Below are 13,805 nucleotides of genomic sequence, written 5' to 3'. Positions count from 1 at the left end.
CTTTGTGGGGTCTCCACAAAAATTGGTTACTGGTCAGTCAGAAGTGGGGTCTGTTCCAGCCGAATCCACCAGTCGTCCACAGGTCAGCGCAACCCGCAGGGTGTAGGCGTCGCGTGGATCGGTCGGAGCCAGCCCGGTGACCTCGGCGGTCTGCCGGAGCCGGTAGCGGATGGTGTTGGGGTGCACGAACAGGGCGCGCGCCGTGCCCTCCACCGAGCCACCGTGCTCGAAGTAGGCGTCGAGGGTGCCGATCAGGGTGTCGCGTCCCTCGGCGAGGGGGGCGAAGACCTCGGCGATGAGCTGGCGACGCGCGGAGTCGTCGCCGGCCAGGACGCGCTCCGGCAGCAGGTCGTCGGCGCGGACCGGTCGGGGAGCGTCGGGCCAGGCGGTGGCCACCCGGAAGCCGGCCTGGGCAGCGGTGGCAGACCGGTGCGCATCGGCGAGGCCGGGGACCACCGGACCGAACACCACCGGGCCGTCGGCGAAGCGGTCGCTCAGGGTCTTGCCGGCGGAGTCCGGTTCTCGCACTCCACCGAGGATGACGACCATCCGATCACCCTGGATCGCGCACAACGCGTCCATGCCGGCGACCCGTGCGCCGCGGCGTACGGTGTCGAAGATGTCGACCCGCGAGCCGGTCGCGGCGCGGCCCAGCACCACGACCACCTCGCCCTCGTCGCGCCACCCGAGGGCGCTGGCCCGCGAGAGGACGGTCTCGTCGCTCTCGGAGCGGAGCACCGAGTCGACCACCAGGGCCTCCAGGCGGGCGTCCCACGCACCCCGTGACTCCGCGGCGCGGGCGTAGACCTCGGCCGTGGCGAAGGCCAGCTCGCGGCCGTAGCGCAGGAGACCCTCGTGGACGACCGGGGCCAGCTCCTCGTCGAGCAGGTCGTCGAGGTTCTGCTCGACGACGTCGATGGTGAGACGCACCAGCTCGACCGTCTGCTGGAGGGTGATCACCCCGGTCAGCGCCTGGGGCGCCGCGCCGAACACCTCCGCCGCGATCCCGGAGTCGTCCTCGACGGACAGGTCCCAGGAGTCGCCGTGGTCGCGGAACCAGGTGACGAACGCGCGGATGCCGGCCTGCACGATCATCCCCACCCACGAGCGGTCCTCGGCGGACAGCTCGCGGAACCACGCCTTCTGCTGGTCCATGCCGTTCATCGCGGCGGTGCTGAGTCGCCCGACCGCCCGCTGGAGCAGCTCGGAGGACCGCTCACGCGGGGTGGGCGGCGGATGACCGGTCATGGGTGGCGGCTGTGCCCGCCTAGGCGTCGCCGCCCTCCTGCATCACGTCGGCGACCGCGGTCGGGTCGTCGATGCGGTACTTGTCGAAGGCCTGCTTCACCAGCGCGGGGTCGATCTCGCCGGAGTCGGCCAGGGCCTGCAGGGCTTGGACGACGACCGACTCGGCATCCACGTGGAAGAACCGGCGAGCGGCGGGCCGGGTGTCGGCGAAGCCGAACCCGTCGGTGCCGAGCACGCGGTACTCGTTGGGAACCCAGCGTGCGATCTGCAGCGGCACCGCGGCCATGTAGTCGGAGACCGCGACGACCGGGCCCTCGTGTGAGCCGAGCTTGTCCGAGACGTACGCCGTGCGGGGCGTCTCGCCCGGGTGCAGCAGGTTCCACTCCTCGGAGGCGACCGCGTCACGGGCCAGCTCGTTCCACGAGGTGACCGACCAGGTGTCGGCCGAGACACCCCACTCGTCGGCCAGCAGCTGCGCGGCCTTCTCGATCCACGGGTAGCCCACGCCGGAGGCGAGCAGCTGCACCTTCGGGCCTTCCTTCGCCGAGGTCGCTGTCTTGTGCAGGCCCTTGAGGATGCCCTCGACGTCGACCCCCTCGGGCTCGGCGGGTTGCGCGACCGGCTCGTTGTAGACCGTGATGTAGAAGATCACGTCCTCGGCCTGCTCGCCGTACATCCGCTCGAGGCCGGACTGCATGATGTGGCTGACCTCGTAGGCCAGGGCCGGGTCGTAGTGCACGACCGCCGGGTTGGTCGTGGCCAGCAGCGGGGAGTGGCCGTCGGCGTGCTGGAGGCCCTCGCCGGTCAGTGTGGTGCGACCGGCGGTGGCACCGATCAGGAAGCCGCGGGCCATCTGGTCGGCCATCGCCCAGATCGAGTCGCCGGTGCGCTGGAACCCGAACATCGAGTAGAAGATGTAGAACGGGATCATGTGCTCGCCGTGCGTGGTGTACGACGAGCCGGCGGCGGTCGCGGAGGCCATCGCGCCGGCCTCGGAGATGCCTTCGTGCAGCATCTGGCCCGACTCCGACTCCTTGTAGGCCAGCAACAGCTTGCGGTCGACGGATTCGTACTGCTGGCCGCCGGGGTTGTAGACCTTCGCGGTCGGGAACATCGCGTCCATGCCGAACGTGCGGTACTCGTCGGGCGCGATCGGCACCAGGCGGTCGCCGATGCCCGGGTCCTTCATCCAGTCCTTGAGCAGGCGGACGACGGCCATGGTGGTGGCGATCTTGTTCTTGCCGGATCCTTGCTTGAGCTCGGCGTAGATCTCGTTGCCGGGCAGGGTCAGCGGCTTGGCGCGGTTGACGCGGCGGGGAATGGCTCCGCCGAGCGCGTTGCGACGCTCCATCATGTACTGGATCTCGTCGGCGTCCTTGCCGGGGTGGAAGAACGGTGCACCACCGGTGCGCTCGTAGGACTCGTCGAGCTCGCGGTCGCTGATCGGCAGGTAGAGCCGGTCGCGGTACTTCTTCAGGTCGTCGAGGGTCAGCTTCTTCATCTGGTGGGTGGCGTTCTTGCCCTCGAGGGCGTCGATCGTCCAGCCCTTGATGGTGTGCGCCAGGATCACCGTCGGCTGGCCGACGTGCTTGGTCGCGGCGTCGAAGGCCGAGTAGACCTTGCGGTAGTCGTGCCCACCGCGCGGCAGCTTCTGGATCTGCTGGTCGGTCATGTGCTCGACCATCGCGCGCAGCCGCTTGTCGACGCCGAAGAAGTGGTCGCGGACGTAGCCGCCGGACTCACGGGAGTAGGTCTGGAACTGGCCGTCGGGGGTGTTGTTCATCCGGTTGACCAGGACACCGTTGACGTCGCGGGCCAGCAGCGCGTCCCACTCGCGGCCCCAGATCACCTTGATCACGTTCCAGCCGGCACCGCGGAAGTTGGCCTCGAGCTCCTGGATGATCTTGCCGTTTCCGGTCACCGGGCCGTCGAGCTGCTGGAGGTTGCAGTTGATCACCCAGGTCAGGTTGTCGAGCTCCTCGCGAGCGGCGATGCGGATCGCGCCCAGCGACTCCGGCTCGGCCATCTCGCCGTCGCCCATGAAGGCCCACACCCGCTGCTGCGAGGTGTCCTTGATGGTGCGGTTGTGCAGGTACTTGTTGAAGCGAGCCTGGTAGATCGAGTTGATGCCGGTCAGGCCCATCGAGACCGTCGGGAACTCCCAGAACTCCGGCATCAGCCGCGGGTGCGGGTAGGACGGGAGACCGGCTCCCTTGCCGTGCTGCACCTCCTGGCGGAAGCGGTAGAGCTGCTCCTCGCTCAGGCGACCCTCGAGGAAGGCGCGGGCGTAGATGCCGGGGGAGCCGTGGCCCTGGATGTAGATCTGGTCGCCGCCACCGGGGGCGTCCTTGCCCTTGAAGAAGTGGTTGAAGCCGACCTCGTAGAGGCTGGCGGCGGACTGGTACGTCGCGATGTGGCCGCCGACCTCGAGGCCCTTGCGGTTGGCGCTGGAGACCATGACGGCCGCGTTCCAGCGGATGAACGCGCGGATCCGGCGCTCGACGTCCTCGTCGCCGGGGAACCACGGCTCGCGCTCCGGCGGGATCGTGTTGATGTAGTCGGTGCTGCGCAGCGCGGGGACACCGACCTGCTTCTCGCGGGCCCGCTCGAGCAGGCGCAACATCAGGTAGCGGGCACGATCGCGGCCGCGGTCGTCGATCATCGAGTCGAAGGACGCCAGCCACTCGCTGGTCTCCTCGGGGTCGATGTCAGGCAGTTGCGTGGGAAGACCCTCATGGATGACGGGGGGAGTCGAGGGCTTGGAGAGGTCGGTCACACGTCCATCGTTGCACGCTGAGGACCGGGAAGAAATCTACCCGACGGTAGGGTCTGATTTGCCCAAAGGTGCCCACTCTTGCGCGTCGAGGGTTGCGCGCAGGCGGGATGTCCGGTGGACTACGGGCACCAATTTCTTGCAATCGCGTGACTGGAGGCGTCAGTTGAGTTCGACCGCGGGTGGCGAGGCCACCCAGAATGCCGGTGCAGGTGCACGTCTGGGCTTCAAGCCCGGACTGGTGATCCAGGAACTTGGCTGGGACAACGACACCGATGAGGATCTCCGGATCCAGATCGAGGACTCCATCGACGCCGACATGGTCGACGGCGACTACGGCAACGTCGTCGACGCCGTCGTGCTGTGGTGGCGCGACGACGACGGTGACCTCGTGGACGCGCTGGTCGACTCGCTGACGGACCTCGTCGGCGGCGGTGTCATCTGGCTGCTGACGCCCAAGGTGGGCCGCCCCGGATCGGTCGACCCCGCCGACGTCGCGGAGGCTGCTCCCATTGCAGGGCTGTCGCAGACCACCACTGCCACGGTGAGCAAGGACTGGGCGGCCACCTCTCTCGTGGCGCCGAAGTCAGCCCACTGACCTCGATCGAAGACCCGCCGTCGCGGCGGCAGCCGAAAGGACGACCCATGGGCAAGGGGCGCGAACGCCTGCAATCAGGTGTCATCTCCGCGAAGGTGCTGGCCGGATCGGGTGTGATCCGCCCCTACTCCCCGGTGACGCTGGCCCGTCTCGGCAGGACGGTGCTGCAGTGGGGGACCGGGCCGGCCGGCGGGTTCGCCTCGCTGGCCGTGCGCCACCCGGACCGGCCCGGGCTGGTCGACGAGCTGGGCACGCTCACCTTCGGTGACATCCACCGGCGCAGCAACGCGCTGGCCTCCAGCCTGCGCTCTCGTGGCATCTCCGAGGGCGACGCCGTCGCGGTGATGTGCCGCAACCACCGGGGCTTCGTCGATGCCAGCCTGGCGGTCGCCAAGCTGGGAGCCGACGTGCTCTACCTCAACACCGCCTTCGCCGGACCACAGCTGGTCGACGTGCTCGAGCGCGAGAAGCCCAGCGCCGTCATCCACGACGAGGAGTTCACCGGGCTGCTCGAGGGGGCCGAGGTCGGGAACCGCATCCTCGCCTGGGTCGACGGTGCCACCGAGGAGAGCACGCTCGAGAGGCTGATCGCGGCGGGCTCGACCGCCGATCTCAAGCCGCCCACGCGCCACTCGCGCACGATCATCCTCACCTCGGGCACGACCGGTACGCCGAAGGGGGCGCCGCGCAACGAGGCCGGCATCGGTGCGGCGGTGTCGCTGCTGTCGCGGATGCCGTTGCGGGCCCGGTGGAAGACCCACATCGCGGCCCCGCTGTTCCACACGTGGGGCTTCGCGCACCTGGCCCTGGGCATGCTGCTCGGCTCGACGGCCGTGCTGACGCGTCGCTTCGACCCGGAGACCGCGCTGCGAGTCGTCTCCGACAACGAGTGCGACTCCGTCGTCGTGATCCCGGTGATGCTGCAACGCATCCTGCAGCTGCCCGCCGAGACCCTCGACGCCCACGACTTCTCCTCCGTCAAGGTGGTGGCCGCCTCTGGCTCGGCCCTGCCCGGCGACCTGGCCACGGCATGGATGGACAGGTTCGGCGACACCCTCTACAACATCTACGGCTCGACCGAGGTGGCCTATGCCTCGATCGCGACGCCCGAGGACCTGCGAGTGGCTCCCGACAGCGCCGGGAAGCCGCCGCACGCCACCGTCGTACGCATCGTCGACAACGACGGCGAGCCGGTGCCCGACGGGCAGTCCGGCCGGATCTTCGTCGGCAACGGTCTGCTCTTCGAGGGGTACACCGGTGGCGGGCACAAGGAGCTCATCGATGGCCTGATGTCGAGCGGCGACGTCGGTCGCTTCGACGAGTCCGGTCGGCTGTTCGTCGAGGGCCGGGACGACGAGATGATCGTCTCCGGGGGGGAGAACGTCTTCCCCAAGGAGGTCGAGGACTGCCTGTGTCGCCACGACGCGGTGGTCGAGGCCGCTGCGATCGGCATCGACGACGCCGAGTTCGGCAAGCGCCTGCGGGCCTTCGTCGTGGTCTCGGGCGCCGTCGACGACGAGGAGCTCAAGGACTGGGTGAAGGCCAACCTGGCCCGGTTCAAGGTGCCCCGCGAGTTCGTCTTCCTCGACGAGCTGCCGCGCAACGCCACCGGCAAGGTGCTCAAGCGCGAGCTCGCCGAGTGGCAGGGCTGAGCCCTCGAGCAGCTCTGCTCAGCAGACCGGGCGGGACGAAGGCGTCGGCCCGGACTGACGGCTGATCAGCTGCTCGACATCTTGTAGCAGGACATCCGGCGGTGTCCGCTCTCCCAGTAGGTCTGGCGCGGCCATGTGGCCCACCACTGGTTGGTCTGCGTCAGCTCGGCACACCGCTCGTCGGTCATCGCCTGGAGCGCCTTCTCGCCGGGGTACTTCGTGCCCTTGCCCTCGAACGAGCCGGCGAAGCGGTACTGGTGGGGCTTGTCGCAGGTGAGGTACTTGGCGTCCTCGTGGCCGTCACCGTCGGTGTCGGGTCCCGGCGTGATGCAGCGGGCGTACTGGTCGGGGATGCCGTCGGTGAACTCGTTGGTGAGGTAGGTGGTCTCGGGCAGCCGGAACGTCTCGTCGTTGAGCCGGGCCACCATGTCGCAGCGGAACCAACGGGCGCCGGCACTCCACTGCTTGGTGGTCGGTTCGAACCAGATCCACTCGAGGACCGTGCCGACCAGCTCGTCCTGGGTCAGCCCGGTCGCCGTGGCGAGGTGCTTCTGGCACTGGTTCTGCACCCGCTGCGTGTCGGAGCTGGTCGTTCCCTCGGGGAACATGCCGACCAGGTAGGTGTAGGTGTTGTGCCGGGAGTAGCAGTCCGACAGCGGCTTCCTCGAGCTCGTCGGGGCGTTGATCTGGCTGTCGTTCAGCCGGTAGCAGGAACCCTCGGTGGGCGCGCCGGCGAGCGGGTCGGAGTCGGGCGTGGGTGATGCCGCGGACGGACCCATCTCCGCGTTGAGCTCACTCGCCTGCTCCTCGCCACATCCGGAGACGAGCAGGAGCAGCCCACACACGAGCGCCACAGCGCTAGTGCGAAGATGGCGGTAAGACATGAACATCCCCCTTGGTCGTGAACAACCCGAATCCTAGGACAGGCTCCCGGTGACATCTCTGCAAGTGGGCGACGACGCTCCGGACTTCACTCTGCGTGACCAGTTCGGCCAGGACGTCGAGCTCTCCTCGTTCCGTGGGAAGAAGGCCGTGGCCCTCTTCTTCTACCCCTACGCGTTCTCCGGCGTGTGCACCGGCGAGCTCACCGGGATCCGTGACCGCCTCGACGAGTTCCTCACCTTCGACACCGAGGTGGTGGCGATCTCGTGTGACCCGATCTACTCGGTGCGCGCCTTCGCCGACCGGGACGGCCTCAACTTCCCGCTGCTCTCCGACTTCTGGCCGCACGGCGAGGTGTCGCGCGCGTACGACGTCTTCGACGAGGCCAAGGGCTGCCCCAGGCGGTCGTCGTACGTCGTGGACAAGGCCGGGCGCATCTCCTGGGCGGTGCACAACGCCATGCCCGAGGGGCGCGACCTCGACGAGCACCTGGGGCAGCTGCAGGCGCTGGCCTAGACCACTGTGAGCAAATCTCCGCGAGTTTTCGGGATCTGCGGGACAAGCCCGGCGGGCTCGGGTGAGACTGTGCGTGTTGCGGCCGCCGGAGACCCGAGACTCCGGCGGCCGCAGCTCTCATTTGCCCGCGGTTCACGTCGCCGGCGCCCAGTCGCGTAGTCTGTGCCGCGCTCCGGGGCGCATAGCTCAGCGGTAGAGCGCTTCCCTTACAAGGAAGATGTCGGGGGTTCGATCCCCTCTGCGCCCACCACGTCCTTCTCCACGTCGATCTCCGTGTCGATCTCCAGGTCGATCTCCACGTCGATCCGTTCGGCGCGCGGATCCGACCGTCCGCCGATGCGGGATCGTCGACGCGGTCCGGCACCCTCCGGCAGTGGCTAAGGTGGAAATCACAACACTTGTGATGGAGGCCTCATGCTCGTCCAGTTCCAGATCGCTGACTTCATCGACCGTGCCGCCACGGTCTACGGCGACCGTGTCGGGGTCGTTGACGAACCCGACCAGCCCGCCCCTTCGCAGGGCACGCTCAGCTATGCGGAGATCGCGGCGCGCGCCAAGCGCCAGGCAGCGAAGCTCGACGAGCTGGGCATCGGTTTCGGTGACCGGGTCGCGGTGGTCTCCCACAACAGCGCCCGCCTGCTGACCTCGTTCTTCGGCGTGGCCGGCCACGGTCGCGTGCTGGTGCCGATCAACTTCCGGCTGCGGCCCGACGAGGTCTCCTACATCGTGGAGCACTCCGGTGCCCGCATGCTGCTGGTCGACCCCGAGCTGGAGGAGACCCTTGCCGACGTCAAGGCCGAGTTCAAGCTCGTGATCGGTGACGACGACGAGATCTATGCCGGCGAGGGCGTCGAGCCGAAGCCGTGGGAGCCCGACGAGAACGCCACCGCGTGCATCAACTACACGTCCGGCACCACGGCTCGGCCGAAGGGCGTGCAGATCACCCACCGCAACATCTGGGTCAACGCGGTGACCTTCGGGCTGCATGCCGGCGTGACCGACCGGGACGTCTATCTGCACACGCTCCCGATGTTCCACGCCAACGGCTGGGGCATGCCGTTCGCGATGGCCGGTCTCGGCGTGCCGCAGGTGGTGATCCGGAAGATCGACGGTGCCGAGATCCTGCGCCGGGTCGAGGAGCACGGCGTCACCGTGATGTGTGCCGCCCCGGCCGTCGTGGCCGCCGTCCTCGAGGCCGCGGCCGACTGGGAGGGCGAGATCCCCGGTCGCGACAAGGTGCGCATCATCGTGGCCGGCGCCCCGCCGCCCACCAAGACCGTCGCGCGGGTCGAGACCGAGCTGGGTTGGGAGTTCATCCAGATCTACGGCCTCACCGAGACCTCGCCCCTGCTCACCATCAACCGGACCCGCGCCGAGTGGGACGACCTGTCCACCGAGGAACGCGCCGGCAAGCTGGTGCGCGCCGGCGCGCCCGCGATCGGCGTACGCCTGTCGACCGACGACCAGGGCGAGGTGCTGGCCCGGTCGAACGTCGTGCTGCAGGGCTACTGGCAGAACCCCGAGGAGACCGAGCGGTGCCTGGCCGGGGACTGGTTCCACACCGGAGACGGGGGAGTGGTCGGTGACGACGGCTACCTCACCATCGCCGACCGGAAGAAGGACGTGATCATCACCGGCGGTGAGAACGTCAGCTCCATCGAGGTCGAGGACGTGCTCTTCTCCCACCCGGCCGTCGCCGAGGTCGCGGTGATCGGCGTGCCCAGCGAGAAGTGGGGCGAGACGATCAAGGCGCTCGTGGTGCTGGCCCCCGACACGGAGGCCACCGAGGCGGACCTGATCGCCTGGTGCAAGGACAAGGCCGCCGGCTACAAGGCCCCGACCTCCATCGAGTTCCGCGACGAGCTGGCCCGGACGGCGACCGGCAAGCTGCAGAAGTTCAAGCTGCGCGCGCCCTACTGGGAGGGCCAGGACCGCCAGGTCAACTGACCCGGCCGCGCAGGCCCGGATGAGACAGCCCGGATGAGACAGCCCGGGTGAGACAGCCCGGATGAGACAGCTCTCATCCGGGCCTCACGCCCGGCTCACCGGCGCCCGGCAACGTTCCTCTCGTCAACCGAAGCGGACTCTCGTTCCTCACCGGAGAGTCCTCGATGAGAGGAACAGCGATGAACGTCAAGAAGACCTTCTCCGTGACCGCAGCCGGCCTGGCGGGCGTGGTGGCCGGGGGCCTGATCGCGATGCAGGCGCCGGCGGTGTCGATGGGCTCCGACCAGCGCGACGACAAGGGTGGCGACAAGGGTGGCGACCAGGTCGTCGCCAAGCGCGACGACGACATGCCCGACCTGGTGCTCGTCTCCGACGACGATGACGACGACGACACCAACGACCGCGACACCCGCTCGCAGGTGTCGCGCCAGTCCCGCAACACGGGCCTCAGCCGCGCCACCAACGACAACACCCGCAGCAACTTCACCAGGATGAGCCGCGATCGCGACCACAGCCGCAGCGACAAGACCCGCGACTGGACGCGCGACGGCGTGAAGCAGGGCCAGGCGTCCGACCGTGACTGGTCGGCGAACCGCACCAACGACCGTTCGCGCCACGACAGCCGCCGCTGAGACGGGTGACGACGATGGATGAGCGACGCGACAGCTGGCACCTGGGCGAGGGCGAGCCGATCACCGAGGACCTGACCGCCATGCGGTTGCTCGGCGGCGGCGAGGCCTACGAGGCCTACCTCGCCTTCGACGAGATCACCTTCTCGCCGGTCGTGGTCAAGGTGCTGCGGCCGGGGCAGGTCGAGGACAGCTCGGCGCAGCGTGGCCTGCGCCGAGAGGTGGCCGCCCTGGCCCGCGTCAATCATCCGGTGGTGGTGCGGGGCCTGCGCCACGAGCACGAGGGGCCCCGCCCGCACGTCGTCCTGGAGCACATCGACGGACCAAGGCTCTCCAGCCTGATTCGTCGCTACGGCCCCTTGCAGGAGGCGCAGTACCTGCCGCTCGCGATCGACGTCGCCTCCGCCCTGCACTACCTGCGCCACATCGGCCATGTGCACCTCGACATCAAGCCGAGCAACATCATCATGGGGGCGCCGGCCCGCCTGATCGACCTCTCGGTGGCGCGCACGATCGATGCGGCCGCCGAGCTCGGACACCCCATCGGGACCGACGCCTACATGGCGCCCGAGCAGTGCACGCCGCGTGACGACGTACGCCCCGGACCGGACAGTGATGTCTGGGGCCTGGGTGCCACCCTGTTCGAGGCGGTCAGTGGGCGCCTGCCGTTCAGCCGGGGAGACCGACGCTCACCGGTGCCGGAGGAGACCTGGCCGCAGTTGGTCGAGGAACCGGGCGCCTTGCCCGAGCGGGTGCCCGACGAGCTGGCCAAGGTCGTGTACGCCGCCCTGGAGCGGCGTCCGCAGGACCGGCCGCTTCCGCACGAGATCGCCGAGACGTTGCAGCCGGTCCTCGAGCGCCAGCCGCGGGGGCACCTGGCTGGCTTCAGGGTCCGCTGACCGGGTGCGGTGCCCGGTTGCGCCGGCCAGTCGCGCTGGCCGGTGCGCTGACTTGTCGCGGTGCCCCGGTCGGCTGCGCGGTTCTCACGATCGTGCACGTGCGCCGGATGAGGTCGTGGCGTGGTCGCGACCCGGTGGCTGCACCGCGAGCGCTCAGGGGACGAGCCGGTAGCCCATCCCTCGCACCGTCGCGATGCGTGCAGCGCCGAGCTTCTTGCGCAGGTAGCCGACGTAGACGTCGACCACGTTGGAGCCGGGGTCGAAGTCGAAGCCCCACACGTGGTCCAGCAGCTGCTCGCGCGAGAGCACCTGCCCGGGGTTGAGCAGGAAGATCTCCAGCAGGGTGAACTCGCGTGCCGACAGCTCGATGTCGGTGTTGTCGACCGAGGCCCGTCGGGTGCGCAGGTCGAGGCGTACGCCGCCCGCCTCCAGCAGGTCCTCCAGACCGGGCCCCTGGTCGTTGCCCTGGCGCAGGCGCAGCCTGACCCGGGCCAGCAGCTCGGCGAAGCGGAACGGCTTCGGCATGTAGTCGTCGGCCCCGCCCTCGAGGGCGGAGACCGTGTCCGTCACCGAGTCCCGCGCGGTCAGCACGATCACCGGCACCCGGGATCCCTGCGACCGCAGCTGGTCGAGCACCTCGAAGCCGTCCAGGCCGGGCAGCCCGATGTCGAGCACGACGAGGTCGAAGTCGTCGCCGAGGGCCAGGTCCAGGCCGTGGTGGCCGTCCCCGGCAACCGTGGTCTGGTGTCCCTCGGCGGTGAGTCCCTTGGCGACGAAGGAGGCGATGCGCGCCTCGTCCTCGATGATCAGGATGCGGGCCATGCGTGGTCCTCCTGGACGACGGTGTGGGAGCTGGTCGGGAGCGTGATGACGAAGCGGGCGCCGCGGGGCTCCGCGTCCTCGACGTGGACCGTGCCGTGGTGGGCGTCGACCACGGCACGCACGATGGAGAGCCCGAGGCCGAAGCCCTCGTCGCCCGGGAGCACGGTGCCGCGGGTGAACCGGTCGAAGATCACCTCGCGGTCCTCGGGAGGCACACCGTGGCCGGTGTCGCGGACCCAGATCCGGACCCGGTCGCCGTCGTCGGAGGAGCCGATCGCCACGGTGTCCCCGGGACGGGTGTGCTTGACCGCGTTGTCGGCCAGCTGCAGGAGCACCTGGGTGATTCGCTGCTCGTCGAGGTCGACCGGCTGGACGGGGGTGGTCTCGTCGACCCATTCGCGCACCCCGAGGGCCCGGGCCTTGGCCAGCACCGTGCCGGCGAGGACGGCCACCTCCGCCGGCCGTGGGGTGACGAAGTCCGGACGGGCACTCTTGCTCAGCAGGATCAGGTCACCCACGAGGCGTGACATCCGGTCGATCTCGTCGAGCAGCAGCGCCCGGGTCTCGGCGACCTCGCTCGGGTTGTCGGTGTCGAGCAGCTCCAGGTGGCCTTGGAGGATCGTCAACGGTGTCTTCAGCTCGTGTCCCGCGGCGTCGAGGAACTTCCGCTGGTGCGTGAAGGACTCCTCCAGGCGGGCCAGCATGTCGTTGACGGTGCGGGTCAGGGCGGTGATGTCGTCGTTGCCCTTCTCAGCCAGCCGTCGGGTGAGGTCGGTGCCGCTGATCTCGCGGGCGGTCTCGTTCATCTCCCGCAACGGTGCCAGCAACCGGCCGGCCTGCCACGCCGCCAGTGCGGTGATCAGCCCGAGGGAGAGCAGCGAGACGATCAGGTAGGTGCGGATCAGCTGGTTCAGCTCGGCGCGGGAGTCCTCGAGGAACGTCACCACCACGAGAGCCCCCTCGGACTGCTGGCCCCGCACCGGCTGCACCGTGAGGAGGAGCTCGCCGAAGGTGGACTCCAGGTGCTCCACCCCGCCCGTGTCCAGGTTCCGGCGCACGGCCGCCGCGAACTCCTCCGTCGAGGCGAACGTGCGATGCCGCGAGGTGGAGACGTAGACCGACCGGTCGGAGCTCCAGGCCACGAACAGCTCGTTGTCACCCGGCACGTTGCGCTCCAGGAAGACCCGCAGGAGGTCGCGCACCGAGCGGAAGCCTTCCTGGCCCGGAGTCGGGGCCGACGATCCGGGGCCGGCCTCCTGGAGGGTGCGGAACTCGGCGACCTCCTGGTCGGCCTGGCTCTGGGCCGCGGCCTCGAGCCGCGCGGACTCCAGCGCATAGATGATGCCGCCGGCCGAGGCGAGCGCCAGGGCCACCAGCACGGCAACCGTGGCGGTGATGCGAACACGCACCGAGACGCCCGACGTTCGTCGGGCGTCTCGGGAGCGGAGCCGGGGTGTCGGTGTCATCCCACCTCACCGGGCACGGAGTCAGTCGTCATCGCCGTGGTCACCGTGGTCGTCGTCGTCATCGTCGCGATCACGGCCGCTGTCGTCGTCATCGTCGTCGAGGTCGTCGGGGCTGACGGTGATCGTGTCCGGCCCGTCGTCGTCATCGTCGTCGTCGTGCTCGGTCGGCTTCTGCGTCGGCTTCTGGCTCGGCCTCGGCTTCGTGGGCTCGCCGGACGGGGAGGGGCCGGTGGACTGCTCCACGATCCGGATCGGGGAGTGGTCGCCGGGCTCGTCGCCGGCCGCGACCAGCGACCCCGCGACGTACGCCACCATCGGCAGCGCCAGGGCCAGCCCGATGATCGCCATCCATGTCTTCCTCATGCGGACCAGC

At 69.3% G+C, this 13,805-nt stretch carries 12 protein-coding genes and 1 tRNA gene; 7 read left to right on the top strand and 6 right to left on the bottom strand.

Annotated elements, in window-relative coordinates:
- Positions 1-33 precede the first annotated feature (33 nt).
- Together ncot_RS12385 and aceE are read right to left on the bottom strand one after the other, a co-directional pair.
- Positions 34-1,248: a helix-turn-helix domain-containing protein gene (locus ncot_RS12385; RefSeq protein ID WP_168617886.1), complete on the bottom strand. Its 1,215-nt coding sequence runs from the start codon at positions 1,246-1,248 to the stop codon at positions 34-36.
- A gap of 19 nt (positions 1,249-1,267) precedes the next feature.
- Positions 1,268-4,024: a pyruvate dehydrogenase (acetyl-transferring), homodimeric type gene (aceE, locus tag ncot_RS12380; RefSeq protein ID WP_206064958.1), complete on the bottom strand. Its 2,757-nt coding sequence runs from the start codon at positions 4,022-4,024 to the stop codon at positions 1,268-1,270.
- A gap of 163 nt (positions 4,025-4,187) precedes the next feature.
- On the opposite strand from aceE, the gene ncot_RS12375 reads away from it, so the two are divergent.
- Together ncot_RS12375 and ncot_RS12370 are read left to right on the top strand one after the other, a co-directional pair.
- The gene (locus ncot_RS12375) at positions 4,188-4,619 is read left to right on the top strand and encodes a DUF3052 domain-containing protein (RefSeq protein WP_057324722.1); all 432 of its coding nucleotides are present in this window, start codon (positions 4,188-4,190) and stop codon (positions 4,617-4,619) included.
- 47 nt (positions 4,620-4,666) lie between these two features.
- Positions 4,667-6,271, top strand: coding sequence for an AMP-binding protein (locus ncot_RS12370; protein WP_168617885.1), 1,605 nt, complete (start codon positions 4,667-4,669; stop codon positions 6,269-6,271).
- 65 nt (positions 6,272-6,336) lie between these two features.
- Here ncot_RS12370 and ncot_RS12365 read toward each other — a convergent pair whose 3' ends face one another.
- Positions 6,337-7,125: a septum formation family protein gene (locus tag ncot_RS12365; protein ID WP_168617884.1), complete on the bottom strand. Its 789-nt coding sequence runs from the start codon at positions 7,123-7,125 to the stop codon at positions 6,337-6,339.
- A gap of 79 nt (positions 7,126-7,204) precedes the next feature.
- On the opposite strand from ncot_RS12365, the gene ncot_RS12360 reads away from it, so the two are divergent.
- The 5 genes from ncot_RS12360 to ncot_RS12340 all read left to right on the top strand — a co-directional run bounded on the left by ncot_RS12360 (position 7,205) and on the right by ncot_RS12340 (position 11,144).
- A complete protein-coding gene (locus ncot_RS12360) occupies positions 7,205-7,669 on the top strand; it encodes a peroxiredoxin (RefSeq protein ID WP_168617883.1) in 465 nt (154 codons plus the stop codon).
- 175 nt (positions 7,670-7,844) lie between these two features.
- A tRNA-Val gene (locus tag ncot_RS12355) sits at positions 7,845-7,919 on the top strand.
- 164 nt (positions 7,920-8,083) lie between these two features.
- A complete protein-coding gene (locus tag ncot_RS12350) occupies positions 8,084-9,616 on the top strand; it encodes an AMP-binding protein (RefSeq protein WP_168617882.1) in 1,533 nt (510 codons plus the stop codon).
- A gap of 179 nt (positions 9,617-9,795) precedes the next feature.
- Entirely contained in the window at positions 9,796-10,248 is a 453-nt protein-coding gene (locus ncot_RS12345; RefSeq protein ID WP_168617881.1) for a hypothetical protein, read from the top strand.
- Positions 10,249-10,262: 14 nt separating this feature from the next.
- A complete protein-coding gene (locus ncot_RS12340; protein WP_168617880.1) occupies positions 10,263-11,144 on the top strand; it encodes a serine/threonine-protein kinase in 882 nt (293 codons plus the stop codon).
- A gap of 153 nt (positions 11,145-11,297) precedes the next feature.
- On the opposite strand, the gene ncot_RS12335 is transcribed toward ncot_RS12340, so the two are convergent.
- The 3 genes from ncot_RS12335 to ncot_RS12325 form a co-directional block, all read right to left on the bottom strand.
- The gene (locus ncot_RS12335; protein ID WP_168617879.1) at positions 11,298-11,966 is read right to left on the bottom strand and encodes a response regulator transcription factor; all 669 of its coding nucleotides are present in this window, start codon (positions 11,964-11,966) and stop codon (positions 11,298-11,300) included.
- On the bottom strand, positions 11,951-13,375 hold the full coding sequence (locus tag ncot_RS12330; RefSeq protein WP_240937889.1) for a HAMP domain-containing sensor histidine kinase: 1,425 nt from the start codon (positions 13,373-13,375) through the stop codon (positions 11,951-11,953). The genes ncot_RS12335 and ncot_RS12330 overlap by 16 nt, the downstream gene beginning before the upstream one ends.
- A gap of 78 nt (positions 13,376-13,453) precedes the next feature.
- Positions 13,454-13,795: a hypothetical protein gene (locus ncot_RS12325; protein ID WP_168617877.1), complete on the bottom strand. Its 342-nt coding sequence runs from the start codon at positions 13,793-13,795 to the stop codon at positions 13,454-13,456.
- Between the last annotated feature and the right edge of the window lie 10 nt (positions 13,796-13,805).

It is taken from the genome of Nocardioides sp. JQ2195 (assembly GCF_012272695.1).
Taxonomy (GTDB): Bacteria; Actinomycetota; Actinomycetes; order Propionibacteriales; family Nocardioidaceae; genus Nocardioides.
This window is presented reverse-complemented; position numbering and strand designations above follow the sequence as displayed.